The 26,152-nt window shown below is 65.9% G+C and carries 25 protein-coding genes and 1 tRNA gene; 12 read left to right on the top strand and 14 right to left on the bottom strand.

The annotated features are described in order from the left end of the window. The first annotated feature begins 84 nt into the window (after positions 1–84). The 4 genes from purH (at position 85) to FG93_RS29475 (ending at position 3,682) form a co-directional block, all read left to right on the top strand. A complete protein-coding gene (gene purH / locus FG93_RS29460; protein WP_043242151.1) occupies positions 85–1,677 on the top strand; it encodes a bifunctional phosphoribosylaminoimidazolecarboxamide formyltransferase/IMP cyclohydrolase in 1,593 nt (530 codons plus the stop codon). Positions 1,678–1,757: 80 nt separating this feature from the next. Beyond that, positions 1,758–2,936, top strand: a complete 1,179-nt coding sequence (locus FG93_RS29465) for a low temperature requirement protein A (RefSeq protein WP_043242213.1) — start codon at positions 1,758–1,760, stop codon at positions 2,934–2,936. A gap of 3 nt (positions 2,937–2,939) precedes the next feature. Then, positions 2,940–3,218 (top strand): hypothetical protein, encoded by a 279-nt coding sequence (locus FG93_RS29470; RefSeq protein WP_043242153.1) that lies wholly within the window; start codon positions 2,940–2,942, stop codon positions 3,216–3,218. Beyond that, the gene (locus FG93_RS29475; protein ID WP_043242155.1) at positions 3,215–3,682 is read left to right on the top strand and encodes a YbaK/EbsC family protein; all 468 of its coding nucleotides are present in this window, start codon (positions 3,215–3,217) and stop codon (positions 3,680–3,682) included. The genes FG93_RS29470 and FG93_RS29475 overlap by 4 nt, the downstream gene beginning before the upstream one ends. Positions 3,683–3,688: 6 nt before the next feature. Here the strand turns inward: FG93_RS29475 and FG93_RS29480 are convergent, their stop codons facing one another. The 4 genes from FG93_RS29480 to FG93_RS29495 form a co-directional block, all read right to left on the bottom strand. Next, entirely contained in the window at positions 3,689–4,504 is an 816-nt protein-coding gene (locus FG93_RS29480) for a DUF72 domain-containing protein (RefSeq protein ID WP_043242214.1), read from the bottom strand. 146 nt (positions 4,505–4,650) lie between these two features. Beyond that, positions 4,651–5,718: an NAD/NADP-dependent octopine/nopaline dehydrogenase family protein gene (locus FG93_RS29485; protein WP_043242157.1), complete on the bottom strand. Its 1,068-nt coding sequence runs from the start codon at positions 5,716–5,718 to the stop codon at positions 4,651–4,653. Positions 5,719–5,747: 29 nt separating this feature from the next. Beyond that, a complete protein-coding gene (locus FG93_RS29490) occupies positions 5,748–6,323 on the bottom strand; it encodes a peroxidase-related enzyme (protein ID WP_043242159.1) in 576 nt (191 codons plus the stop codon). Continuing rightward, entirely contained in the window at positions 6,320–6,823 is a 504-nt protein-coding gene (locus FG93_RS29495) for a CMD domain-containing protein (RefSeq protein ID WP_244448771.1), read from the bottom strand. Before FG93_RS29495 ends, FG93_RS29490 begins: the two co-directional genes overlap by 4 nt. A 102-nt stretch (positions 6,824–6,925) precedes the next feature. Here FG93_RS29495 and FG93_RS29500 point away from each other — a divergent pair, with 102 nt between their 5' ends. The 7 genes from FG93_RS29500 (at position 6,926) to FG93_RS29530 (ending at position 17,592) form a co-directional block, all read left to right on the top strand. Further along, positions 6,926–8,299 carry an ABC transporter substrate-binding protein gene (locus FG93_RS29500; protein ID WP_043242161.1) on the top strand — a complete coding sequence of 458 codons (1,374 nt, stop codon included), beginning with the start codon at positions 6,926–6,928 and terminating at the stop codon, positions 8,297–8,299. Next, complete coding sequence (locus tag FG93_RS29505) at positions 8,296–10,239, top strand: ATP-binding protein (protein WP_043242162.1); 1,944 nt, start codon at positions 8,296–8,298, stop codon at positions 10,237–10,239. The genes FG93_RS29500 and FG93_RS29505 overlap by 4 nt, the downstream gene beginning before the upstream one ends. Next, entirely contained in the window at positions 10,236–11,588 is a 1,353-nt protein-coding gene (locus FG93_RS29510; RefSeq protein WP_043242163.1) for a sigma-54 dependent transcriptional regulator, read from the top strand. Before FG93_RS29505 ends, FG93_RS29510 begins: the two co-directional genes overlap by 4 nt. Before the next feature lie 193 nt (positions 11,589–11,781). Next, positions 11,782–13,119: an ABC transporter substrate-binding protein gene (locus tag FG93_RS29515; RefSeq protein WP_043242216.1), complete on the top strand. Its 1,338-nt coding sequence runs from the start codon at positions 11,782–11,784 to the stop codon at positions 13,117–13,119. A gap of 158 nt (positions 13,120–13,277) precedes the next feature. Next, on the top strand, positions 13,278–14,990 hold the full coding sequence (locus FG93_RS29520; RefSeq protein WP_043242165.1) for an iron ABC transporter permease: 1,713 nt from the start codon (positions 13,278–13,280) through the stop codon (positions 14,988–14,990). 2 nt (positions 14,991–14,992) lie between these two features. Next, complete coding sequence (locus FG93_RS29525; RefSeq protein ID WP_043242167.1) at positions 14,993–16,090, top strand: ABC transporter ATP-binding protein; 1,098 nt, start codon at positions 14,993–14,995, stop codon at positions 16,088–16,090. 257 nt (positions 16,091–16,347) lie between these two features. After that, positions 16,348–17,592: a Zn-dependent hydrolase gene (locus FG93_RS29530; protein WP_043242217.1), complete on the top strand. Its 1,245-nt coding sequence runs from the start codon at positions 16,348–16,350 to the stop codon at positions 17,590–17,592. Positions 17,593–17,725: 133 nt separating this feature from the next. On the opposite strand, the gene FG93_RS29535 is transcribed toward FG93_RS29530, so the two are convergent. The 9 genes from FG93_RS29535 to FG93_RS29575 form a co-directional block, all read right to left on the bottom strand. Continuing rightward, entirely contained in the window at positions 17,726–18,196 is a 471-nt protein-coding gene (locus FG93_RS29535; RefSeq protein ID WP_043242168.1) for an aminoacyl-tRNA deacylase, read from the bottom strand. Positions 18,197–18,409: 213 nt separating this feature from the next. Next, positions 18,410–19,645 carry an amidohydrolase family protein gene (locus FG93_RS29540; protein WP_043242170.1) on the bottom strand — a complete coding sequence of 412 codons (1,236 nt, stop codon included), beginning with the start codon at positions 19,643–19,645 and terminating at the stop codon, positions 18,410–18,412. 27 nt (positions 19,646–19,672) lie between these two features. Further along, on the bottom strand, positions 19,673–20,161 hold the full coding sequence (locus tag FG93_RS29545) for a GAF domain-containing protein (RefSeq protein ID WP_043242174.1): 489 nt from the start codon (positions 20,159–20,161) through the stop codon (positions 19,673–19,675). A 15-nt stretch (positions 20,162–20,176) separates the two neighbouring features. Beyond that, complete coding sequence (locus FG93_RS29550) at positions 20,177–21,091, bottom strand: branched-chain amino acid ABC transporter permease (RefSeq protein ID WP_043242175.1); 915 nt, start codon at positions 21,089–21,091, stop codon at positions 20,177–20,179. After that, positions 21,091–21,954: a branched-chain amino acid ABC transporter permease gene (locus tag FG93_RS29555; protein ID WP_043242178.1), complete on the bottom strand. Its 864-nt coding sequence runs from the start codon at positions 21,952–21,954 to the stop codon at positions 21,091–21,093. Before FG93_RS29555 ends, FG93_RS29550 begins: the two co-directional genes overlap by 1 nt. 16 nt (positions 21,955–21,970) lie before the next feature. Beyond that, entirely contained in the window at positions 21,971–23,176 is a 1,206-nt protein-coding gene (locus FG93_RS29560; RefSeq protein WP_043242180.1) for an ABC transporter substrate-binding protein, read from the bottom strand. 46 nt (positions 23,177–23,222) lie between these two features. After that, positions 23,223–23,948, bottom strand: a complete 726-nt coding sequence (locus FG93_RS29565; RefSeq protein ID WP_244448772.1) for an ABC transporter ATP-binding protein — start codon at positions 23,946–23,948, stop codon at positions 23,223–23,225. Further along, the gene (locus FG93_RS29570; RefSeq protein ID WP_043242184.1) at positions 23,945–24,709 is read right to left on the bottom strand and encodes an ABC transporter ATP-binding protein; all 765 of its coding nucleotides are present in this window, start codon (positions 24,707–24,709) and stop codon (positions 23,945–23,947) included. Before FG93_RS29570 ends, FG93_RS29565 begins: the two co-directional genes overlap by 4 nt. Continuing rightward, positions 24,706–25,359, bottom strand: coding sequence for a TetR/AcrR family transcriptional regulator (locus FG93_RS29575; protein ID WP_244448773.1), 654 nt, complete (start codon positions 25,357–25,359; stop codon positions 24,706–24,708). The genes FG93_RS29570 and FG93_RS29575 overlap by 4 nt, the downstream gene beginning before the upstream one ends. Positions 25,360–25,531: 172 nt before the next feature. Between FG93_RS29575 and FG93_RS29580 the strand changes: the two genes are divergently transcribed. Beyond that, the gene (locus FG93_RS29580; RefSeq protein ID WP_043242186.1) at positions 25,532–25,867 is read left to right on the top strand and encodes an MmcQ/YjbR family DNA-binding protein; all 336 of its coding nucleotides are present in this window, start codon (positions 25,532–25,534) and stop codon (positions 25,865–25,867) included. 166 nt (positions 25,868–26,033) lie between these two features. Here FG93_RS29580 and FG93_RS29585 read toward each other — a convergent pair. After that, positions 26,034–26,110 (bottom strand) — tRNA-Met (locus tag FG93_RS29585). Positions 26,111–26,152: the final 42 nt, after the last annotated feature.

The raw sequence follows: 26,152 nt of genomic DNA on the forward strand, positions 1-26,152 counted from the left end.
CGGGCACCGCACTTTGCATCCGGGGCCCGGCATGATAGGGCCCCGCCAAGCCGCCTTCATTGCACTGCACACCGGATTGTCCCGATGCCGACTGAGCTTCGCCGCGTCGAACGCGCTCTTCTTTCCGTCTCCGACAAGACGGGGCTGATCGAATTCGCGCGCGCCCTTCACCGCCTCGGCATCGCGCTGATCTCGACGGGGGGCACCGCCAAGGCAATCGCCGAGGCCGGCCTGCCTGTCACCGATGTCTCCGATCTCACCGGCTTCCCGGAAATGATGGACGGTCGCGTCAAGACGCTGCACCCCAAGGTGCATGGCGGCCTTCTCGCCGTCCGCTCGCATCCGGAGCATCAGGCCTCGATGCTCGGCCATGGTATCGCGCCGATCGACCTGCTCGTCGTCAATCTCTATCCGTTCGAGGCGACCGTCGCCGCCGGCCGCTCCTATGACGACTGCATCGAGAACATCGATATCGGCGGGCCGGCGATGATCCGGGCCGCCGCCAAGAACCATACCGACGTTGCCGTCGTGGTGGACGCAGCGGACTACGCCGCCGTGCTCGGAGAACTCGAGAGCCAGAAGGGCGCGACCACGCTGACGCTGCGCCGCAAGCTCGCCCAGAAGGCCTATGCCCGCACCGCCGCCTACGACTCGGCGATCTCGAACTGGTTCGCCAACGAACTCGCCGAGACGTCTCCTGTCTACCGCGCCCTTGGCGGCAGCCTCGCCGAGACACTGCGCTATGGCGAGAACCCGCATCAATGGGCTGCGTTCTACCGCACTCCCGAGCAACGTCCCGGGGTCGCGACCGCCCGCCAGGTCCAGGGCAAGCAGCTATCCTACAACAACATCAACGACACTGACGCCGCCTTCGAATGCGTCGCCGAGTTCGACCCTGCCGCCTCGGCCGCCTGCGTCATCGTCAAGCACGCCAATCCCTGCGGCGTCGCCAGCGGCAGCTCGCTGCTCGAGGCCTATGAGAAGGCGCTGGCCTGCGACCCGGTTTCGGCCTTCGGCGGCATCGTCGCGCTCAACCGCAAGCTCGATGCCCAGGCCGCGAGGAAGATCGTCGAGGTCTTCACCGAAGTGATCATCGCGCCCGAGGCGGATGACGAGGCGATCGCGATGATCGCCGCCAAGAAGAACCTGCGGCTGCTGCTGACCGGCGGCCTGCCCGATCCGCGCGGCGGCGGGCTGGCGCTGCGCACCGTTTCCGGCGGCTTCCTCGCTCAGGCTCGTGACAATGCCGTCGTTGACGACATGGAGCTCAGAGTCGTGACCAAGCGCGCGCCGAGCGAGGCCGAGCTCGCCGATCTTCGCTTCGCCTTCCGCGTTGCCAAGCACGTCAAGTCGAACGCCATCGTCTATGTGAGGGGGCAGGCGACCGTAGGCATCGGCGCGGGCCAGATGAGCCGTGTCGATTCCTCGCGCATCGCCGCCTGGAAGGCGAGCGAGGCCGCAAAGGCAGCTGGCGTTGCCGAGAGCCTGGCCAAGGGCTCAGTCGTGGCCTCCGACGCCTTCTTCCCCTTTGCCGACGGCCTCCTCGCCGCGGCCGAGGCTGGGGCCACGGCAGTGATCCAGCCCGGCGGCTCGATGCGCGACGACGAGGTGATCAAGGCGGCCGACGAGGCCGGCCTCGCCATGGTCTTCACCGGCCATCGCCACTTCCGCCACTGAGGCGCGGGCGGCCGGCAGGGCCGCTCTCGACCATGGGCGCGGCTTGGCCCTATTCTGCCGGCGTCGCGAGCGAGGCCGGCATGACGCAGACCCATCAGCGGCGCACGCCCCTGCGGACGCGCGTAGCTCACGAACACGCCAAGGTCAGCTTCGTCGAGCTGTTCTTCGACCTCGTCTTCGTCTTTGCGATCACGCAGATCTCGCACGCCTTGCTGGAGCATTTCTCGCTGCTTGGGCTCGCGCAGGCCGCCTTGCTGCTCGGCGCAGTCTGGTGGGCCTGGGTCTGCACGAGCTGGGTGACCAACTGGCTCGACCCCGACTCGACGCCGGTACGCCTGATGCTGTTCGTGCTGATGTTCGTCGGCCTGGTGCTCACGACCTCGCTGCCGGGCGCATTCGAGGGTCTCGGCCTGATCTTCGCCTGCGCCTATGTCGCGATGCAGCTCGGCCGCAGCGTCTTCACGCTGATCAGCCTGAGGGGCCGCAGCCCCGCCAATTACCGGAACTTCCAACGCATATGCCTCTGGTTCGCGCTGTCCGGCGTGTTCTGGATCATCGGCGGATTGGCCGATGGCAGTCTCCGCTTCGGGTTCTGGGCGCTCGCACTTGCGCTTGAATATGGCTCGCCCTGGATCGGTTTCAGGGTGCCGGGCCTCGGCCGTTCCAGTACCGCCGAATGGGATATCGAAGGCGCGCATCTTGCCGAACGATGCGCGCTTTTCATCATCATCGCGCTCGGTGAATCCGTGCTCGTGACAGGCGCCACCGCATCGAAGCTGGCAGCGACGCTGCCCAACTCGCTTGCCTTCGGCAATGCCTTTCTCAGCTCCGTCGCGATGTGGTGGCTGTATTTTCATGTCGGCGCCGAGCGCGGCAGCCAGCGCATCTCCACGGCTGACGATCCGGGCTCGCTGGCCCGCAGCGCCTATACCCTTATCCCGCTGCCTCTTGTCGCCGGGATCATCCTGGTCGCCGTCGGTGACGAGTTCGTGCTGGCGCACCCGACCGGCCATACCGAGCTCAAGGTGGCGATCGCCGTCATCGCGGGGCCGATCTTCTACGTGATCGGAAATCTGCTCTTCAAGAAGGTCACGGCAGGGTGGTATCCGCTGTCGCACCTCGTCGGACTCGGGCTGCTTGCACTCTGGGCTCCGACGGCCGCGATCCTGCCGCCGCTCGCGCTGAGTATCGGTGCAACGCTCATCCTGGTCCTGGTCGCGGCCTGGGAAACCCTCTCGCTTCGGCCGAAGGAGGCCTGACGCATGCATACGATGAAGATGCTCTCAGCCGGCTTTGCGCTGCTCGGCCTCCTGCTGTTCCTGGCGCCGCGGCTGAACCGCAGCAGCGCACACCCCATCGCCTATGCGGTCAAACTGTTCATCCCGCTCTGGCTCGCGGTCTCGCTGATCAATCTCGTCGTCGGCGTAACCCGCGCCGGCTACACGGTTCTCGAGGAGGCTCCGATCCTGCTCATCGTCTTCGGCATCCCGATGGCGATCGCGCTGCTGCTACGCTGGTTTTTTGGAAAGGCCTCGGCATGAGTCTCGAATCGGTTCGCTCGTTCTTCGCGGAGCATGCGCCGGACATTGCCATCATCGAGACTGCAGCGAGCAGCGCGACGGTCTCGCTGGCCGCAGCGGCTCATGGCGTCGAACCGGCGCAGATCGCCAAGACGCTCTCGCTCCGGATCGGCGAGCGGGTCGTGCTTGTCGTCGCGCGCGGCGATGCACGGCTGGACAACCGCAAGGCCAAGGCCGCCTTTGGCGGCAAGCCACGCATGCTCGATGCCGGCGAGGTCACCGAGATCACCGGCCATCCGGTTGGAGGCGTCTGCCCATTCGGACTTGTCTCCCCGCTGCCGATCTATTGCGACATTACGCTGAAGGCCTTCGACGAAGTGGTGCCGGCCGCTGGATCCACGCAGAGCGCGCTCCGCATCAGCCCGCAACGCATGGTCGAGCTGACCAAGGCCGAATGGGTCGATGTCTGCCAGGAGCCGGCCTGACGGGCCTTAGCCCTTGCCGCCGACCCGCTCGATCAAGGCCATTGCGGCAGCCGGATTGCGGATCTTGTCGCCGCTGATGACATACAGAAAGACATCGCGCCCGCCCTGCCCTCCCGCGGACGTCGCGACCGTGTCGAGATCCTTTGGCACCTCGCCTGCCGCCCAAAGGCGGGCGCGCTCGGCCCAGGCGTCGAGATCTCGGGCCGAATAGCCGTTCGGTTCGGCCTCCTGCGTGCCCATGATGCGGCTATAGACGAAGGGCGCCGTCGCATCGGCAATCTGCGTGTATTTGGAATCCGCTGCGGTGACGACCGCAACGCCGTATTCGCGCAGCAGCGCGACGAAGTCCGGCGAGCGAAAACTGTCATGGCGAACCTCGACGGCGTGGCGGATCGCGCGGCCATCGACGGATTTCGGCAGCAGCTTCAGGAAAGCCTCGAAATCCGCCGGGTCGAAGGCCTTGGTCGGCATGAACTGCCAGTTGATCGGGCCGAGCTTCTCCTTGAGCTCAAGCACGCCGCCCGTGATGAATTTCTCGATCGAGGGGCCCGCTTCCGCAAGCACGCGGCGGTTGGTGATGTAGCGTGACCCCTTCAACGAGAAGACGAAGCCGTCCGGCGTCTCCTCGCGCCATTTGGCGAAGCTCTCCGGCTTCTGCGAGCCGTAATAGGTGCCGTTGATCTCGATGGAGGTCAGCTTGCTGCTGGCATATTCGAGCTCGCGCTTCTGGGAGAGACCGTCCGGGTAGAAGCTGCCGCGCCAGGGCTCGAAAACCCAGCCTCCGATGCCGATCCTGATGGCGCCTTTTGCTGCTGCGGACATGACGGCTCCTCGTTCAAGCTGGCTGGCGGCATTCTTGTCGCAAACAGGCATTCAGACCACCCGATTTCGGACAGGACTTAACCCTGCATCGCGTTATCGTGGGCACACTGCTTGTCAGCGCCTGTCAGCAGCGGCCAGTTTCCGCCTCAACCGTCGCGCAATCGTCGATGCAGGCCAGCAGCGTCAAGGGTACCCAGGTTCAGCACGGGCAGGAGATCGTTCTCCGCTCTGAAATCCCGCGCGCAGACTGCATTGAACAGCGCGATGCCGGCCTGATGCAGCGGCACCGCCACGCCCGTGACCGCGCCGAGCAGTTCGAGCGGGACGAGCCCGAAAGGTACGTCCTCGGTGATGAAGCGGGTATCGAGCGTCTTCGGCCCCATCAGCTCCGGACGCATCGCATAGACCGCGGCAGCCATCTCGCCGACCGGGCCGGGCGCGACGCCGAAGGACAGGGCGTAATGATCCTGCACACTGCGCACCGAGAGTCCGAAGGCGGCCGCAAGCGTGAGCCGCTCCTCGTCCATCGCATCGATGATGCGGCCGACGCCCTGCGTCGTGCTCCCGTAATTCGGCCAATCCTCGCCCTTTTCCGCGCGGGTCAGGTTGCACAGCATGCTCGCCATATGCCCAGGCGGGTTGAGGTTGCTCAGCATGATGGCGAGCAGGTCCTCGCGCGGCTCGAAACGATCGCCGAACAATGCCTGGCAGACCAAGAGCCCTTCCGCTGCGAAGCGCCGCGGCAAGGTCGCGACATCGAGCCGGGCGCGGATGCCGGAGATGTTGACGCTGCGCGGCCCGGTCTTGCGCGCGGTCAGCGCAGTCGTCGCCCAGGCGGCAATCGGCAGCGCGATGCCGCGCTTCGCCAACAGGTCGTGCAAATGGAGGGCGGCAAAGGAGCTATGCGCGCTGATGACCACGCTCTGGCCCGCCTGCAGATGCTCCGAGAGCGTCTCCAGCACGTTTCGAAAGCCATTGGCCGGGACCGCCACGATGACGGTCTCGGCTCCAGCCACGGCTTCCGCGCAGCTCGCCGCGACCGCGATGGGCAGCGATGCGACGATCTTCCCGGTTACCGTCAGGTCCGCTCGCCCGGCGAAATCCGCGACCGCCGCCCCACTCGGTGACCACAACACCGGCTGATGCCCCTGCTGCGTCAGATAGGCGGCGTAGCCGCGGCCGATCCCGCCGGAACCGATGATGGCGACATGCATGTTCGACGGGCCCTTGCTGCGCGGACGGCTCAGTCGCGAACCGGTTCGCCGAGCGTATGCATCAGCCGGTTGGCCCAGCCGAAGATCGAGGCGGAGAGGATCAGGTCGAGGATCTCGAGCTTCGACAGCCCGAGATCGCGCAATGCGGCAATATCCGCCGGTGTCGCCTCGGAGGGCGTCTTCGAGAGCCTGACCGCGAAATCGAAGATCGCCTGCTGGTGTTCCTCGAGCTCGGCATCGACGCCGTCGGCGAAGATCGCTTCGATCACATCCGTCCGCTTCGTCAATTGATTGAAGCGCGAAGCATGCACCGCCGCGCAATAGACGCAGCGATTGACGATCGAGGCGCCGACCGCGCCAAGCTCCCGTTCGGCCGAGGACAACCCGCCCTTGCCATACATGATCGCGTTGAAGAGCGGCGAGCGCACCTTCAGCGATTCGGGATCATGCGCGAGCGTCAGGACATAGGCCGAGACCTTCTTGTTCGACGGTGTGATCTGCAGCGCATCGAGCTGCTCCGGCGTCGCGTCCTCGAGCGTGACCGGCGTGATATAGGGCGACCAGCGCGGCACCTCTGCCGTGAAATCGTGGACCGGGACGCTCACAGAACCTCCTCCAGCAGCCGCAGGCCGGCAATGACGCGGACCTGGTAATTGACGAAGGCAGCAAGCTCGGCGAGCCGGACGATGTCGGGCTCCGCGATGCCTGCCGCCTTGAGCGCCGCGATATCCGCCCGCGTTGCGTCCTTGACGGTCTTCGTCAGGATGTCGACATGACGCGTGATGGCGATCAGCCGCGCATCCGCGCCGAGCTGCTCGAGGGCTGCACCCGATGCGATCGCCGCCAGCACGGATGTCTCGCCGGCCTGGCCGAGCAGTTCCCGGTAGTGAGCGGCCAGCCCGGAATCTCCGTTCCATCGGGCCATTCTCACTGCCAGCGCGGCACGTTCGGCATGGCTCAGGCCGCCGGGCTCGCGCGGCAGCAGGACTGCGTCATGGCTGGCCTGGCTCATCTCCATGATTCCGGATCGCTCGGATACGGCGTCCGCAAACTGGGAGCCGGCCTTCAGCCCCGCCAGGCTCTCGATCAGATTCGTCCCGCTCAATCCCATCTCCCCTCGCTGCGACGAGCGATGTTTAGGGTCGGCGAGGGCCAAGGTCCACCCGCCGACCTATGCGGGTCGGATTGCCGGCTATATGACAGATTCATGATCCGACGCGCGGGACGTCTCTGCCTTGCCCTTGCGGCCTTCGCCTGGCTTGCCGCCGGCCCGGCAGAGGCTCGCCGCGTCCAGATCGTCACCTCGTTCCCGCCCTCCTTCTTCGAGCCCTTCCGGGCCGCCTTTCGCAATCGACACCCGGACATCACGGTCGAGGTCGTGCAGCGCAAGACCACCGCGGCCGTCGCGGACATTCGGACGCAACAGCGCCAGGAGACCGACCTGTTCTGGGCCTCGGCCCCCGACGCCTTCGAGTTGCTGAAACGGGCCAGGCTGCTGGCGCCGCTGCGGGCCCGCCCGACCGGCGCGCCCGAGACCATCGCGGGTTACCCCGTCAACGATCCAGATGGGCATTATCTCGGCTTTGCCGTCTCGGGCTACGGGCTGGTCTACAACCCATCCTATCTCGCGGTGCGCGGCCTGCCGGTGCCGCGCACCTGGGCCGACCTTGCCGCCCCCGCCTATGCCGGCCATATCGGCCTGACCTCGCCGGCCCGTTCCGGCACGACGCACCTGATGGTCGAAGCCCTCCTGCAATCGCTCGGCTGGGAGCGTGGCTGGGCGCTCTGGTCCGAGATCGGTGGCAATCTGGCCACCATCACGGCGCGCAGTTTTGGCGTGACGGCCGGTGTCGCGCGTGGCCGCTTCGGCATCGGCATCTCGATTGATTTCCTGGCGGAAACCGCTGGCGCGGAGGGCGAGACCAGCCGCTTCCTGCTGCCGGAGGAAACACTGTTCGCGCCCGCGAGCATCGCACGGCTGGCGACCTCTCCCAATCCGAAGGAAGCCGAACTCTTCATCGACTTCGTGCTCTCGCCCGAGGGCCAGAAACTGCTGCGCGAACCGCGGATCGGCCGGCTTGCGGTCTCACCGGCGGCCTATGGTCCCGACGAAGCGCCGCCGCATCTGTCGGACATGTCCGGCCTCTTCAACCGGACACGTTTCGATGCCGGGCTGTCAGCCGGTCGCTACGAACTGGTCAACATCATCTTCGACGAGTGGATCACCTTCCGTCGCGCGGAGCATGCGCGGCTCTGGCGCAGCCTGCAGGGGATGGAAACCGCGCTTCGTGCCTATCCCGACCAGCAGGCGGCCCGCCTGCTGACTGAAACACGCAGGGCCCTGATACGCCCGCCCGTCCCCGCCTCGGAACTCGGCCAGCCCGAACGCTTTCGCGATCTTGTGCGTGTACCCCGTGGACTGGCCGTTCCCGAGGCGCAGTCGCGTATCGAAGCCGAGATCCGCAGCGCGATCGCGGCCCAGGCCGCGGACGCCGCCGTCAGGTTGCGGCAGGTTGCCGAACGGCTCGCCGCCGCAGGGTGGAGCAGCGCGGATGACGGGCTGGCCGGAGGGCTGCCATGAGGCGCCTGTGGCGAGGCCGCCGTTTCGGCATCGGTGAGCGCCTGATCGCCGCCTTCCTCGGCGTCGGTCTGTTCGCTGTCGGCGCCGGCATCGTCGGCGTCATCTCCTATGAGCGTCTGAGCACGGAACTGGCGGCCATCGCCCGCGATCATCTGCCGGGCCTTGCTTCATCGGCGAGGCTTGCCGAAGCCAGCGCGCGCGTCATCGCCAGCATGCCCGAGCTCGCCAATGCCGAGCGGCGCGACAGCTATGAGCGCAGCCGGCGGCTTGTCGGGGAACGGCTGGATGAGCTCGACCGGGTCCTTGCCGAGCGGGCCGAGGGAGGGCTCGCCTCGCCCGCCCTGGCCGCGGTAGCGACCGAGATCCGCAGCAATCTCAAAGCCATCGACGCTGTCTCGGAGCGGCGCTTTCCGCTTGGCGAGCGCAATCGCGCCATCGGCGAGGAACTGCGCTGGCTCCAGGCCGATCTCCTCGACGAAATCGAGCCGCTCACCGACGATGCCCGCTTCAATATCGAGACCGCGCTCGGCCAAGCCGGAACCGAAGCATCAAGCGCGTCCAAGCCAAATGCCATTCGCGAGGAGACCCGCAAGAGCGCGGCGTTGATGACGCTGAATGCCCAGGCGAACCTGATCGTCGGCCTCTACGGGCGGCTCGGCGTGGTCCGCACCCGCGAGGATATGGAGCAGACCGGCCATGTCATTGGCGAGGCGGTCGACCAGCTCGAAATCGAAGCCAGGGCACTGAACGGCTGGCCCGATACGATAACCGTCAGGCAGATCGCCCAGCGATTGATCGGACTTGCCGATGCCGGCACCGGACTGCTCGCCATCAAGCGTTCCGAGCTGGCGGCCCAGGCCGACGCTCAACGCCTGATCACGGAAAGCCGGCGGCTGGTCAGCGAGCTCGGCACCCTGGTCTCCCAGGAGGTTCAGAGAACGGAAGCAACCGCGAAGGCCGCCGCCGAGCGTTCCGCCGCAGCGATCAGGCTCGGCCGCAACCTGCTCCTGGCGATCGCCGCCGCCTCACTGATCGGAGCCCTCCTGATCGGCTGGTTCTATGTCCGGCGCCATCTCGTCGCGCGGCTCCGCGTGCTCACCGAAGCCGCAACCAGCATCGCCAGCGGGCAATCCTCGGCTGTTCTGCCCCACGCCGGCAATGACGAGCTCGGCGATCTAGCCCGGGCGCTCGCCGTCTTCCGGCAGACCCGCGACGACCTGATCCAGGCAGCCAAGCTCGCCGCACTCGGCCAGATGGCAGCCGGCCTCAGCCACGAACTCAACCAGCCGCTGGCAGCCATTCGCTCCCATGCCCATAACGGCGTGCTGCTGCTGGAGCGCGAGCGACCAGACGAAGCTCGGCATGCCATCATGCGCATCCAGGCGCTGACAACCCGCGCCGCCGAATTGATCGCCCATCTCCGGCGTTTCGCCCGCAAGCCGGGCGTCACGCTCTCTCCCGTCGAGGTCGGCGATGTGGTCGAGACGGCGCTGTCGCTCTTCGGTCCGCGCCTCGATGCGGGACAGGTGACGCTGAAGCAGGACATGCCAGGCGAAAGGCTCTATGTCCGTGCCGAGGAAATCCGGTTGGAGCAGGTCCTGGTCAATCTCGTCGCCAATGCCCTCGATGCCATCGCAGGCCGGCCCGATCCGACGCTCGCGATCGGCGCATCCCACCATGGCAAGACGGTCGAGATCTGGGTCGAGGATAACGGGCCCGGCATCGACCGCGCGCATCTCGAGCGAATCTTCGACCCGTTCTTCACGACCAAGCCGGTCGGTTCGGGGCTCGGCCTCGGCCTCTCGCTCTCCTACAACATCATCAAGGATCTCGGCGGAACGCTCGCCGTCGCCAGTTCCGGTCCGGCCGGCACACGCTTTCTGATTAGGCTCGAAGCCCTGCCGAACCGTGCAATGGCTGCCATGGAAATTGACGCATGAATGCGCCGAGAATTGTTCTCGTCGATGACGACGCCGAGGTTCTCGAAGCCTGCCGGCTGACCTTGGAGCTCGAAGGCTTCGAGGTCGCGGCAAAGCGCTCGGCCGACGCAGCGCTGCCCTTGCTGACCCGCGACAGCCCGGTCGTTCTGGTCAGCGATGTCCGGATGCCCGGCCGCGACGGCTTTGGCCTGCTTGCGGCGGTCCGGGCGATTGATCCCGAAATTCCGGTCGTACTCGTCACCGGCCATGCCGAAATCCCCATGGCGGTGAAGGCGATCCGCGACGGCGCCTGGGATTTCGTCGAGAAGCCGGCCGATCCCGTGCTGCTCGCCGAGACCGTGCGCCGGGCGAGCGATTATCGCCGGCTGATCATCGAGAACCGGTTGCTGCGTGCCGGAGCCACACCCGAGGACCCATGGGTCGCACGGCTTGTCGGCGTCTCGCCGGCGATCGTCCGTTTGCGGCAGCGGCTCACCCTCATGGCCGATGCCGATACCGACGTGCTGCTGTTCGGCGAAACGGGGACTGGCAAGGAGGTCGCGGCCCGCGCGCTACACGATCTCGGCAAGCGCCGCAGCGGTCGCTTCGTCGCAGTGAACTGCGGGGCCATTCCCGAAACGATGATCGAGAGCGAGCTTTTCGGCCATGAGGCAGGCGCCTTCACGGGCGCGCGCGAACGGCGCATCGGCAAGATCGAGCATGCCAGCGGAGGCACCCTCTTCCTCGACGAGATCGAGTCGATGCCGATGGCCGCGCAGGTCCGGTTGCTGCGCGCCCTCCAGGAGCGCCGCATCGAACGCCTCGGCTCAAACCGCGAGATCGCGGTCGATATTCGCATCGTCGCGGCGACAAAGGCGGACCTCGCGGCATTGGCCAAGGCCGGCGGATTTCGCGAGGACCTGGTCTATCGCCTCAATGTCGTGACGCTTCGCCTGCCGCCCTTGCGCGATCGGCGCGAGGACATTCCGCTGCTGTTCCAGCATTTTCTCGGGCTCGCCGCCGCCCGCATCGGACGTTCCGCCCCGCCGCTCGGCCGCGATCTGCTGCAGCGTCTGTCACGTCAGGATTGGCCCGGCAATGTCCGCGAACTGCGCAACGCCGCCGAACGCAGCCTGCTCGGGATGGACGAGGATTTCGATGATGCCGAGACAGCCACCGGACCAACGAGCACTGAACGGACGCTGGAAGAACAGATCGCGCTCGCCGAAGCCGAGGTGATCGGTGCAGCGCTGAAACGCCATGGCGGGCGAATCGGCGTCACAGCGGCCGCCCTCGGCATCACCCGCAAGACCCTTTACCTCAAGATGCGCCGCTACGAATTGAGTGGCGCAGCAAGGCTCCCCGACTGACGCCGCGATGTTACCGTCCTGACCCATCCAGGCCATGCGGCGGTTACCGCAACGACCCGCAGGGAACGCGAACTGGGCGCTGAATCCGAGGTTTCCTCAACAAAATCAACACGACGCCGGTTGGCATCGTCGTTGCTGACAGATGTGCATCGGCCTCGACGCCGGGTGAGCAGAAACTGTCTTGGAGGAAATCATGGTCAATCGCAGGGTCGCACTCGCGGCCGCCCTCGGCCTGTCGCTCAGCACGTCATTCGCAACCATCGTCCTCGCCCAGGCTCCGGCCGGCAAGGTCACCGTCGTCACCTCCTTCTCCAAGGACGTGACAGACCCGATCAAGAAGGCCTTCGAGAAGGCCGTTCCGGGCGTCACGCTCGAGGTTCAGAACCGCAACACCAATGCCGGTGTGAAATATGTCGAGGAGACCAAGGCCAACAACCAGGTCGATCTGTTCTGGGCATCGGCTCCTGACGCCTTCGAAGTCCTGAAGGGCAAGAAGCTGCTGACGCCCTACAAGCCCAAGGCGACCGGCATCCCCGAGAAGATCGGCTCCTACCCGATCAATGATCCGCAGGGCTTCTATGTCGGCTTCGCGGCATCGGGCTACGGCATCATGTGGAATGATCGCTACGCCAAGGCCAACAAACTGCCGGAGCCGAAGGACTGGCAGGATCTCGCCAAGCTGGCCTTCTACGACCATGTCTCGATCGCCTCGCCGGCCCGCTCCGGCACGACGCACCTGACCGTCGAGACCATCCTTCAGGGCGAAGGCTGGGAGAAGGGCTGGCGCACGATCAAGGAGATGTCGGGCAATTTCCGCTCGATCACGGAGCGTTCCTTCGGTGTGCCCGAGGCGGTGAACTCCGGACAGGTCGGCGTCGGCATCGTCATCGACTTCTTCGCCTTCTCGGCCCAGGCTTCCGGCTTCCCGGTCAAGTTCGTCTATCCGACCGTGACCACCGTCGTGCCTGCCAATGTCGGCATCATCGCGAACCCGCCGAACAAGGCGGCGGCCGAGGCCTTTGTCGAGTTCCTGCTCTCGCCGGCCGGCCAGGAGGTCCTGCTCGATCCCGGCATCCGCCGCCTGCCGGTCAACCCGGCCGTCTATGCCAAGGCCGGCGCCGACTACCCCAACCCCTTCACCGATCCGCGCTTCCAGAAGATGATCGGCTTCGACGTCGACAAGTCCGAAGCCCGGACCGCTGTCGTCGACACCCTGTTCGACCAGCTGATCTCCTTCCAGCTCGATGCGCTGAAGGGCGTCACCAAGTCGCTGCACGAAGTCGACGCCACGCTGGCGAAGAAGCCCAACGCCCAGGCCAAGGCTGCGGCCGATGAGGCGCGCAACCTGATCGCGGCCATGCCGGTCACGGAAGCGCAGGCTGCGAGCGCGGAACTCCGCGGCGCCTTCACCGGCGGCAAGGAGAAGGGCGCGAGGCAGGCGGAGCTCGAAAGCCAGTGGGCCAATGCTGCCCGCGAGAACTACGCCAAGGCCAAGACCAAGGCCGAGGAAGCCCTCAAGCTCACGCGCTGAGCCGTCGCCGCTGCCGTCACCCCGGCCACAGCGGAGCGAGAAGCCGGGCTCCATGCCGACCTCTCAGCGGAGGCTCGAGCATGGATCCCGGGTCTCCCTGCGGTCGCCTGGGATGATGGTGCTGGCTTCATCGATCGAGCCGCTTTCGGGAACTCCCCATGACCGCCGTCCCCGCGCTCTCGCGCCCCAAACGCATGTCGGCGACGCCTGGCCAGATCGCGCTCGCGCTGGCCATTGCAGCCTTCCTGCTGTTCTTCCTCGTGCTGCCGGTGGCAACGGTGATCTATGTCGCCTTCACCGAGAAGGGCACGAACAGCTTCACGCTGATCAATTTCTACGACTTCTTCCGCACCGAGCTGTTCATCCGCTCGTTCTGGAACTCGGTCTATGTCTCGGCCATGTCGGTGGTCTGGGCGTCGGTCTTCGCGCTGCCGCTGGCCTATCTGACGACGCGCTTCGTCTTCCGCGGCGCCGCGATCGTCCAGACACTCGGCTTCCTGCCCTTGATCATGCCGCCCTTCGTCGGAGCGGTCGCGATGCAGCTCTTCTTCGGCCGCAACGGCTCGATCAACCTGCTGCTGGATGACTGGTTCGGCTTCAAGATCGGCTTCATGGAAGGGCTGAACGGCGTCATCTTCGTCCAGTCGGTCCATTATTTCCCGTTCATCCTGATCAATCTCTCGGCGGCGCTGCGCAATATCGACCGGGCCATGGAAGAGGCCGCGCAGAATCTCGGCTCCTCCGGCTTCCGCCTCTTCCGCCGCATCGTCTTCCCGCTCGCCATGCCGGGCTATCTCGCCGGCGCCTCGCTGGTCTTCGTCAAGGTTTTCGATGATCTGGCGACGCCGCTCCTGCTCAACGTCAAGGACATGCTGGCGCCGCAGGCCTATTTGCGCGTGACCTCGATCGGGATTGCCGACCCGATGGGCTACGTCATCTCGGTCGTACTGATCATCGCCTCCGTCGTTGCCATGTGGCTGTCGGCGCTGGCGCTGAAGGGCCGCGACTACGCCACGACCCAACGCGGCGGGGGCGGGCTCGCCAAGCGCGTGATGACGCCGACGGAGGCCATCTTCGGCTATGGCGTCGTCATCCTGATCCTGGCGCTGGTCCTGGCGCCGCATCTGGGACTGCTGCTGCTCTCCTTTGCGACGATCTGGTCCTACTCACCGCTGCCGGACGCCTTCACCGTGGCTCATTACGCCCGCGTTTTCGGTGAGAGTTCCGTCTACATCAAGAACACGCTGATCTATGCCAGCCTCGCGGGCGGGATCGATATCGTGCTCGGTGTCGCCATTGCCTATCTCGTACTGCGCACGAAGCTGGTCGGCCGCGAATGGCTCGACTGGACAGCATCAGCGGCGCTGGCGATCCCGGGCGTCGTGCTGGGCATCGGCTATCTCCGGACCTTCTACGGCATCACCCTTCCGGACGGCACACCGCTCGCCTCGCTCTGGATCACCATCGTGCTGGCGCTCGCGATCCGGCGCCTGCCCTATGCGCTGCGCGCCTGCCACGCGGCCCTGCAGCAGATCTCGGTCTCGCTCGAGGAGGCGGCGGAGAATCTCGGCGCCACCAAATCCCGGACAGTGCGCCGCGTCCTCGTCCCGCTGATGGCGGGTGGCATTCTCGCCGGCTTCGTCACCAGCTTCTCGACCGCGGCGGTCGAGCTCTCGGCCACGCTGATGCTGGTGCAGTCCAACTCCGACGCGCCGCTGGCCTATGGGCTCTATGTCTTCATGCAGTCCGCCGCGGGACGCGGGCCTGGTGCGGCACTCGGCGTCGTCGCGGTCATCCTCGTCGCGGCCTGCACCTTCCTCTCCCATCTCATCATCGAACGCAGCCAGAAGGCCAAGGGAATGGGCCACTGATCATGAACGCCATCGCACCGCTCGCTACCAAAGCCGTCGCCGTCGATATCGAGGGCATCAATCTCTCCTACGGCACCAACCACGTGCTGAAGAACGTCAACCTCGCGATCCGTCCCGGGGAATTCTTCGCCTTTCTCGGGCCGTCGGGCTGCGGCAAGACCACGCTGCTCCGGCTCATCGCCGGCTTCAACCAGGCCGATACCGGCCAGGTCCGGATCGGCGGCCAGGACATTTCCACCCTGCCGCCCTGGAAGCGCGATGTCGGCATGGTCTTCCAGTCCTATGCGCTCTGGCCGCATATGACGGTCCGCAAGAACGTCGCCTTCGGTCTCGAGGAGCGCGGAGTCGCCCGCGCCGAGATCGAGCGGCGCGTCGGGGTCGCCCTCGATCTGGTCGGGCTCGGCCATCTCGGCGACAGGCGCCCGTCCCAGCTCTCCGGCGGCCAGCAGCAGCGCGTCGCAGTCGCGCGCACTGTCGCGGTCGAACCGAAAGTCTTGCTGCTCGATGAGCCGCTTTCCAATCTCGACGCCAAGCTGCGTGTGCAGGTGCGCCGCGAGCTGCGTGACCTGCAGCAGCGCCTCGGCCTGACGACGATCTTTGTCACCCATGACCAGGAGGAGGCCAACACGATCTGCGACCGCATCGCGGTGATGAACGAGGGCATCGTCCAGCAGGTTGGCACACCGATGGAACTCTACGAGCGTCCAGCCAATCTCTTCGTCGCGAATTTCCTTGGTACGGCCAATATCCTCGAAGGCAAGGTCATCGGCAGCGGCACCGAACGCGCCTTCGAGGTCAAGGGCGGCGCGAAGCTGCCGATCCCGGGCGATGTTGCCGTCCCCACCGGCGCCAAGCTGGTCTTTCGTCCCCAGCACGCGACTCTCGGCGCGGCCGGCGCCGCGCATGCCGGGCAAGTCGCCTTACCGGGCAAGATTGCGCATCGCGAGTTCCTGGGTTCAAGCATGCGCTACGGCGTCACGATCGGCGAAACCGAGGTCTCGGTCGACTTGCCGTTCCAGTCGGGTGGTGACCTGCATGAGGTCGCGGCCCCGGTCAGCCTGTCGCTATCACCCAGAACGGCACTCTGGCTGGAACGCTAAAGCATCGGCCCGAAAAGCGGTTTGCGGCTTTCGGGAAAGCCAGTAGGCCGGATCATCGGGCGGGATGCGATATCCGGTCCGATGATCCAGGTCCGGCGGAAACCATGACCAATGCACGGCGCCGGGCAAGGCCATGACGAATATCCATTTGCCAGCACGGTGCCGCGCCACTCAGAGTTGGTGCATCCTGTGATGTCGTGACGGCTATTCGCCTGCGCACGACATCGCTCACCGAGCTTGCGCAAGAGACCTTCGCCATGAGCCCGCCTGCCACCGCCCGCATCGACATCGAACGCTTCTGGACGACAATCGAACGATCGGGCGAGATCGGCACCGGCCGGCCGGGCGGCCTCTCCCGGCTCGCCCTGTCGGACGCCGACAAGCAGGTCCGCGACGAGTTCGTGGGGTGGTGCCGGCAGGCAGGCCTGAGCGTCCGCATCGACGGAATCGGCAATATCTTCGCCCGGCGCCAGGGAAGCGACGACACGCTGCCTCCCGTCGTGATGGGAAGCCATCTCGACACGCAGGTGAATGGCGGCCGCTTCGACGGCATCGCCGGCGTGCTCGGCGCACTTGAGGTCTGCCGCACGCTCGATGCGCTTGGCCACCGCACGCGTCGCCCGCTGGAGATCGTGAACTGGACCAATGAGGAGGGCGGCCGCTTCTCCCCGCCCATGGTCGGCTCCGGCTGCTTCACCGGCACCTACACGCTGGACTGGGCCCGCGGCCGCACCGACGATGACGGTGTCGCCCTCGGCCAGGAGCTGCAGCGCATCGGCTATCTCGGCGAGATGGAGCCAAGCCCGCACACCTTCGACGCCTATTTCGAGTTCCATATAGAACAGGGTCCGATCCTCGACCGCGACGGCATGCAGGTCGGCGTCGTCACCGGCGGCTACCCCAGCTGTGGCATGCTCGTCGAGTTCCGCGGCGAGACCGCCCATACCGGCCCCTGGCCGATGGAACGTCGCAAGAATGCGCTGGTAGCCGGCGCGCGCCTGCTCACTGCGGTCGACGATATCGGCTGGGACTACGCCGGCACAGGCGGCAAGGCGACGGGTTCGCGGCTCGTCGCCTGGCCGAACAAGCCCGGCATCCTGTCGGACTGGGCGCAGGCCGTTTGCGACGTCCGCCATCCCGACGCCGAGACCACCCTGGTCATGGCCGAGCGTGTGCGCCGCGCCATTGGCGAGGCGGCTGCACGCGGCGGCTGCACAGCCGAAATCCTCGACACCTGGAACTGGGGCGGACGGATATTCTCGGGCGAGCTGATCGAGGGTATCCGCGCCGTCTCGCTCGGGCTCGGCTACCGGACGCAGGACATCCTGAGCCAGGCCGGGCACGACGCCTATTTCGTCGCCCGTCATGCCTCGGCGGCGATGATCTTCGCGCCGTGCAAAAACGGCATCACCCACAACAACCTGGAACTCTGCACGCGCGAGGACCTGGAGCCCGGACTGAACGTCCTGTTCCGATCCGTGGTCGCGCGCGCCGATCGCTAGAGCATCGGACCGAAAAGTGGAATCCGGTCTTCGGAAAAATCCGATGCTCAAACAAAAAGATAGATCGCCCATCTTGCGTCCAAACGGACGCACGGCGATCTAGGGGCTCCGTCGCCCCGAGGCATCTTGATGCCTAGGACGGGTGGCTGAAGCGGGCGACCCGCGCATCCTTCATCAGGTTGCAAAAGTCAGGCCCGCTGACACGCACCAGCGTCCTGTGGTCGCCACCCTCGAAATAGACGTCCCTGGCGTCGTGAAGGCTTTCATCGAGGATCACCGGCACGTCATAGGCCGATCCGATCGGCGGGACCGCGCCCAGGTCGCAATCGGCGAACAGCGAACTCACCTCATCCTCCGAGGCGAGCCCGAGTCTTTGGTGAATCACATCCTGCAAAGTGGAGAGTTCGATCCGGTGTGTGCTCGGAACCACTGCCAGGACATACCCGGTCTCATGGTGAACCACCACGGATTTAGCCAGTCTGCTGCCTGGGACATGCGCGGCCTGCGCCGACTGGCTGCTGGTCGCGGTACGGTGATGCGCGACGGTGTCGTAGGCGATGCCCTCGCCGTCGATATAGGCTTGGAGTTTCTTTGCGATTGTCATCGGAGGCGCCCCTTTGTTGCCTGGCGACGCGTCAGGACAACATCCTCCTCTCCTCAGCCGCGAAGTCAACGGCGAATGGGCAGCCAAGGTTGAGCGCGCAGGCTGCGCCCATGCGAACCCTCTGGGCCTTTGATGTGCGACTGGGGATCCGGGTTCCGGGGCCGGACTTTCCGATCGTCCCGGAACCGCTTGATCTTCTGTCCGCAGGCGGACTCAGTTCAGGCTTGAGCGCTTCATAAAGGCGCCGCCCTTCATGATCAGCGGCATGTGCCGCCCCTGACGGGTCAGCAACGCCAGGTCCTTCAGTGGATCGCCGTCGACAACGATCAGGTCGGCATGGGCGCCTGGCGCGACCGTGCCGATCTTGCCTTCGAGCCCGAGCAGCTTTGCCGCGACATGGGTGGCTGCACCGATTACCTCATGCGCCGGCAGGGCACGGCCGCGAATGACGAACTCCTCGGACTGGTGGCGATGCATCTCGCCGAGCAGATCGCTGCCATAGGCCATGGCCAGGCCAGCCTTCTTCATGATGGCGAGCGAGTCCATGCCGGCGACGCGGACATTCTCGACCTTCGCGACTGAATCCGGCGGGAAGCCGAGCTTGGCGCCTTCGCTGGCGAGCTTGTCATAGGTCACCAGGGTCGGCACGGCGACGGCGCCCTTCGATGCGGCAAGCTTGGCTGTTTCCGCCTTGATCAGGTTGCAATGTTCGAGCGAGTGGACGCCTGCCTCGACGCAGCGGCGGATCGCCTCATCGGTATAGACATGGGCCGAGACATAAGTGCCGGCCATCCGGGCTTCCTCGACGATCGCTTCGATCTCGCTCACGGAGTAGCCGAGGAAATGGATCGGATCGGTCGGAGAGGCGCAGCCGCCATTGGCCATGATCTTGATGAAATCGGCTCCGCCCTTGAGCTCCTCGCGGGCAGCACGGCGCACCTGATCGAGACCGTCGCAGATGCGGCCGAGCGCGCCGAGCCGATGGCGGGTCGTCACCGCCTCGCGATCGTCATAGCGGCCGCGGAAATCGGCATGGCCGCCGGTCTGGCTCAGCGCCTTGCCGGAGATGACGAGGCGCGGTGTCGGAAAATGCCCTTCCTCGGTCGCGACCTTCAGCCCGAAATCGGCACCGCCGACGTCACGCACCGTGGTGAAGCCGCGCAGCAGCATCTCGCGCATGATCACCAGCGAGCGCACCATCACGAGGGAATCCGGCAGCGCCGCATTGCGTCCGAGATCGGCGACGCCGGCGATGACATGCACATGCGCGTCGATCAGCCCGGGCATCAAGCTACGGCCCGCCAGATCGATCACCTTCGCCTTGCCGGCGGAAACCGTCTTGCCGACCTCGCGGATCGTCCCGCCCTCGACCAGGACTGAGACGGGCGCACCGCGCTCCGGCGCGGTACCGTCGACGATGCGGGCATTGGTGAAGAGGGTGGAAGCCACGGCGTTTCTCCAGTCGGATGGGTGCGGTCAGGCGGCGCGCGCGGCTGCGCGAGCGGCGAGGAATGCGGGAACCAGCAGGGGCGCGAGCCGCTCGACGGGCGCCACATGCTCCTCCCGATAGAAGCCTTCCGGTGCGAGCAGATTGATCGTGCCGACGACCTTGCCGTCATAGAGCGCCGGAACATTGATGACCGAGCCGAGGCCCATGCTCTCGATCAGCTCGTGATCGAAGAAGGCCCAGCGAATTCCGGCCTTGTCGCGCCCGAGATAGGGCTTGCGCCCTTTCAGCACATGGTCGCCCCAGAGCGTTGGCCCCATCGTCTTGCGGCCCGAGACGGGATATTCGGTCGGGCGGTTCGAATAGATCCGCGCGACCTCCTCGCCATCGACATAGAGCAGGGTGAAGAGCTCATGCCCGACGAGCCGCTTCGTCGCAGCCTCGAAGGCCTTGAACAGCGTGTCCGGCTGGCCGGGCTCTGCGAGCAGGCGCGACAGGGCGGCAAGATCGTCGGACATCGTGAGCTCCGGGCTTCAAGCTTTGGAAGGGATGGGTTTGGGCGCCCGTGGAATGCGTTCGGGCAGGAGCCCCTGCGGGCGCAGGTGCAGGACGAGGATCAGCGCGAGCCCGACCAGGATCTCGCGCAGGGCCGCGACCTGGACCGGCTGCAGACCCGGCACCCATTCGGTGGCAAAGCGCGTCGCCTCAAGGAAGATCACGACGAGATAGGCGCCCACAACCGCGCCGCTCGGACGACCGACGCCGCCGGCCGTCACGGCCAGGAAGATGTAGATCGTGATCAGCGGCTGGAAATGGTCAGGCGAAACATAGGACTGGAAATGCGCATAGAGCGCGCCGGCCAGCGCCGCGATGGCGGCAGAGAGCGCGAAGGCCTGGAGCTTGAAACGCAGCACTGTCTTGCCGGCGAAGGCCGCGAGCTGCTGATCCTCACGGATCGCCTTCATCGCCCGGCCGTAGGGCGAGCCGTCGAGCCGGCGCAGCAGCAGCCAGATGCCGGCCACGATCAGCGTGACCAGGCCGAGATAGAACAGGTTGAAGCCCATGAGGCCGAGCTCGGCCTTGAGAGGCGCCTTGATCCCGGAAATGCCGTCGGATCCCTTGGTGAGCCAGCGCTCGTTCAATGCGACGAGCCGTATCACCTCGGCAAAGCCGAGCGTGACGATGGCGAGATAGTCGTCGCGCAGGCGCAAGGTCGCGAAAGTGACCACAAGCCCGACCACGGCGCCGACCGCAAGCGCCGCGGTCCAGCCGAACAGCACCGGCGCCCCTGCCCCGGTCGCCAGCGCAGAGGCATAGGCTCCGACCGCGAAGAAACCGGCGAGCCCGAGATTGACCAGACCGACACCGCCCCAGATCAGGTTCAGGCTGAGCGCGAGCAGCGCGTAGATGCCGCAAAGGGTCAGGGTGAAGATGACATAGGACAACATCAGACTGCCCTCTCGCCCAGGATGCCACGTGGGCGGAAGGTCAGCATGATCAGGATCGCGATGAAGCCGACGGCCGTGCGATAGGTTGCGGGCACGGCGATCAGCGCCAGTTCCTCGGCGATGCCGAGCGCGAGCGCGCCGACCACGGCGCCAGGGATCGAGCCGAGCCCGCCGAGCACCGCTGCGGCGAAGACGGACAGCAACACGCGATAGCCGGTGAGTGGGTCGATCGACGTATCGAGGCCGATCAGTACGCCACCGACGCCGGTGAGCCCCGCGCCCAGGAAGACCGTGACGATCGCGATCCGGGCCGGATCGATGCCCTTCAGCCTGGCGAGATCGGGATTGTCGGCGACGGCGCGCATGGCCTTGCCGAAGCGCGTATAGCGCAGGAAGGCAAACATCGCGGCCATGATCACGACCGCAAGCGCGAGGCTCTGCAACTGCTGCGGGCCAATCCGCAGCTCGCCGAAACGCATGTCGCGCATCAGCGGGAGATCGTAGCCGCGCATGTCGTTGCCGAAGAAGAACCGCACGATGTTCTCGAGCACGAGATTGAGCGCGATCGAGGCGATGGCGACGATGAGCGCCCCGTTTCCGCGCAGGCGGCTGAGCGCGCTCTCCTCCGCGATCACGCCGACGGCTCCGGCGATTGCAAACGCAATCACGAGAGCCGGAATGATCGGCAGTCCCAGCACCGCATTCGCCCACCACGCGGCAAAGGCACCAATGGTGGCATAGGACGCGATGGCGAAGTTGGGATAGCGCAGCACGGCGAAGATGGCCGAGAAGCCGACGGCCGGGACGGCAATCAGCGCCCCGGTCATCAGCCCATTGATGAGCGCCTGCAGGAAAGGGGTCACGCGCGGTCTTTCGGGATCAGGCGATCTTGGCGAGGACGATCTTCCCGCCCTGGACCTGCTCGTAGCGGAACTTCGAGTCGCTGATGTCGCCGGTCTCGGTGAAATCGCACGGCCCGCTGGCGCCGTCATAGTCGACAGGCTGCTTGGCTGCGATCGCCTTCAGACCGTCAACGGCATTGTCGATCTTGGCACCACCCGGCGCCTGGCTGACCTTGCGGATCGAGTCCTTGATCGCCGTACCGGAGGCATCGCCGGCAAGCGCGATCGCCATCAGAATCAGGTTGATCTGGTCATAGATCTGCGTGGTGTAGGGATCGGGCGAAGGCACGCCGATCAGCTTGACCAGGCGCTCATAGGCCTTCGAGCCTTCCGCCGACGAGGGCGAGATGGTGTAGGTCTTGTCGACGACATCGGCTGGAACGCTGTCGACCAGCTTCTGGTTCACCGAATAGCCGAAGGCGACCTTGAGGCCGCCGAAGCCGGCGCGGAACAGGTCCTTCAGCATCACGGCGGTGTCGGGCGTATAGCCGCCAAACACGACCGCGTCGGGCTTGAAGCGGAGCACCTCGTCGATCTCGGTGCGGTAGGCCGGCTTCTTGTCGTCATAGATCAGGGATGCCGTCTCGCCGCCACCCTTCTTCACCGCCTCGGTGATATTGTCGAACTGGCTCTTGGCGAAGGGCGTCTGCGGCGACAGGAAGAAGACGCGCTTGGCCTTCTCGGCGATGACGAACTCTCCGAATTTGCGGCCCTGCAGCGTGGTGGTGGGCTGCGTGCGGATCAGATAGCCCTGATGCGGCAACTGCGTGATCGAATCCGCGCCGGAGACGGTCGCGAGGAAGGTCTTCGATTCCCAGCAAAGCGGTGCGACCGCCGTCGTGACCGAGGAGGCCCAGGTGCCAAGAATGGCCGAGACCTTGTCGACGTCGATCAGCTTGCGCGCCGCACGGACGCCGGCTTCCGGATTGGTCTGGTCGTCCTCCGAGATCAGCTCGATCTTGCGCCCGAGCACGCCACCTGCCGCATTCACCTCATCGATGACGGCCTTGACCGCCTTGACCATCACCGGGCCATAGGGGCCGCCCGAACCGGTCAACGGCGTCAGGGTGCCAATCCTGATCGGCGCACCCTGGGCGAGCGCGAGCTTCGGTAGCGCACCGATGCCGGCAAGCGCGGCGGCGCCCGCCAGAAGCGTCCGGCGGTTCGTCATGAAATCGGCCATGGTGATCCCCTTGTCTTGTGTTTCTTGAACTGCGTCGGCGTCGGCTTCAGCCGCCCAGGAAGAGGCGGCGGATATCGGGGTCGGCGGCGAGGGCAGGCCCCGCCCCCTCCCGGCTGTTGCGGCCGGAAACGAGCACATAGCCTCGCGTCGAGATTTCGAGTGCCTCGAGCGCATGCTGTTCGACCATCAGGATCGGCAGGCCGCCCCTGTTCAGGGCGACGATCGCCTCGAACAGTTCATCGGCCGCCTTGGGCGAGAGCCCGGCTGTCGGCTCATCGAGCAGCAGCAGGCTCGGCGCATTCATCAGCCCCATCGCCATCGCCAGGATCTGGCGCTGTCCACCCGACAGCGTCCGCGCCAACGCACGCCGCTTCTCGGCCAACATCGGATAGCGCTGATACATCTCCTCGCTGCGTGTCCTGACCCCGCCTGGATCCTGGAAGCCGCTGATCTCCAGATTCTCGGCGACCGTCATCGCACCAAAGACATTGCGTTCCTGCGGGACGAAGCCGATGCCGGCCCGCGCCCGGCCAAGCGCGTTCGCAGCCGTGACGTCCGCGCCGTTCAGGCTGATCTGGCCCTTGCGTGCCGCAACCAGCCCCGCGATGGTCTTGAGCAAGGTCGATTTACCCGCTCCGTTCGGCCCGATGATCGAAACGATCTCGCTGGGCGCGACCGTGAGCGACGTGCCCTTGAGAATTTCTTCGGCGGCGCCATAGCCGGCGACAACACCTTCGACCGAGAGCAGGGCGGTGCCCCGCGCAACGCTCAATGCCGCCTCCCGAGATAGGCTTCCTGCACCCGGATATCGGAGGCAACCTCCTCGAACGAGCCCTGGGTCAGGGTCTTGCCCTCGGCCATCACGACGACCGGTTGGCAGAGGCGCTTGATCAGCGCCATGTCATGCTCGATCAGGCAAATCGTCAGGCCTTCGCGGTTGAGCCCGACGAGATGTTCGGCGATTTCGTCGGCCAGGCTCGGATTGACGCCGGCCATCGGCTCGTCGAGCAGCAGGATCTTGGGCCTGGCCATCAGGGCCCGCCCGATCTCGACCAGTTTCTTCTGGCCGCCGGACAGAGCCGTGACCGGATTATCCAGCACGTGGTCGAGCTTCAGCCGACGGGCAATCTCGAAGGCGCGCCCGGCCAGTTCGGCTTCGCGGCGGCGTGCGGCGGCGGAGCCGAACAACCCCGCGAGCAGATTTTCGCCGGGCTGATCCGCGCCATAGAGCATCAGATGCTGGAAGACGCTGAGCTTGGGAAATCCCCGCGCCAGCTGAAAGGTCCGCACCAGGCCCGCGGCAACGAGTTCTTCCGGAGGCAGACCCGTGGCATCCTTCGACCCCAGCGCGACGCTGCCACCCTTGGGGCGGTAAAGGCCCGAAACGGAATTGAACAAGGTCGACTTGCCGGCGCCATTTGGACCGATCAAGCCGGTAAAGCTTCCGGCCGGCACGGCGAGATCGACGCCGCGAAGCACATGCACGCCGTAGAAGTCGAGCTTCAGGTCGGTGACCGTGAGGAGCGGCGTCATGTAACCTGTGCCCCTGCAACGGCCTGCCGCGAAAGCGGGGACTGGGTCGGAAAGTGCTGGCGGACCTGGAGCTTCCAGAAGTCCAGCATCTCGGCGAAGTAGGCGGGGTCCTTCCGCAGCACGGTCTGGGCGATCATGCCGCGCACGAGGCACATGGTGGCGTTCATCACGACGCGGGTATGGTCCGGATCGACCTTGGTGCGGGCCGCAAGTGCAGTCCAGACCGCGTCCAGGCCAGCATGGAATTCGCGCACCACGGGTACGAGATCAGCCCGGAACTCGTCATTGTGACGTGCCTCCGGCAGGAACTCCATGGTCACATAGAACAGCCGGTCCGACATCATTTGCCAGATGTAGTCGACGATCTCGTCGCTGGAGCCGCCCCGCTCGGCAAACGCTTCGGCGAAACGATGCAGGTTTCGCGATGAACGCCCGAGCAGATCGGCGACAGACGCCGTGATGATCGCCTCGCGCCCGGCAAAGTGATGAGTGAGTGCGCCCCGCGACACGCCGGCAGCCCGGGCAATTTCGGGTGTGGTCGTGCGAGCGAGCCCGCGGTCATGCATCAAGTCGATCGTCGCATGCATCAGCCGCGCCGAGGTTTCCGCGCTGCGTTCCTTCTGCGATCGCCTCCGGCCGGTTACGGTCAAGCCGCGCTCCTCCACTCTGAGCCGGGCGCGAGCCTGTGACCGCATTTACAAACAGTCAAGACTGTTTCTACGGGAGTCAGGTTGCCTGCATTGCAGCGAAGCGGCATGACAACCTGAGGACCTGGTCGGAGGTACGGCCAGCCTGTCCGCGGATCCTGCAGGGAGCCATGGCATGTCGTTCAGCTGGGATGAGGCCGTCGCTTATGCGCTGACACTTCCGGACACGGAGATTTCGACGAGCTACGGTATGCCTGCGATCAAGGTGAACGGCCGCACCTTTCTGTCGCCTGGGCACGAGGCCGGTTCGTTCTGCATCTCGATCGATCGCGACACAGTCGCGATGCTGATGGAGTTTGCGCCTGCCACATACTGGCAAACTGCGCATTATGTCGGGTGGCCGGCGGTCCTGGTCCGCGAGAATGGCCCGGATCCCGAGCATGTCCGCGCGTTGATCAATCGCGCGCGGGACTGGAACGCGGCGCGCCCGCGCTTGCGGGTGAAGCGGTAGCGGGTCATGGCGCGACGCCGGTGTGGTCCATTGGGGCCATGTCCAGGCCGATCGGCTGGATCATGGCGATCCCGCGCGTCGGGCCCGGCGCTCAGGCGCTTCTGGTTCTGGAACGGGCGCACCCCGCGTCCTGGGGAGGCGGGGTTTGAGATCGTCTTGGGAGGTTTGGTTGCGGGGGCCAGATTTGAACTGACGACCTTCAGGTTATGAGCCTGACGAGCTACCGGGCTGCTCCACCCCGCGGTAAGTGGGAACGCGGCGCCGAGGGGTGAGCCTCGGGCGCCG

It is taken from the genome of Allobosea sp. LC85 (assembly GCF_000735605.1).
GTDB lineage: Bacteria > Pseudomonadota > Alphaproteobacteria > Rhizobiales > Beijerinckiaceae > Allobosea.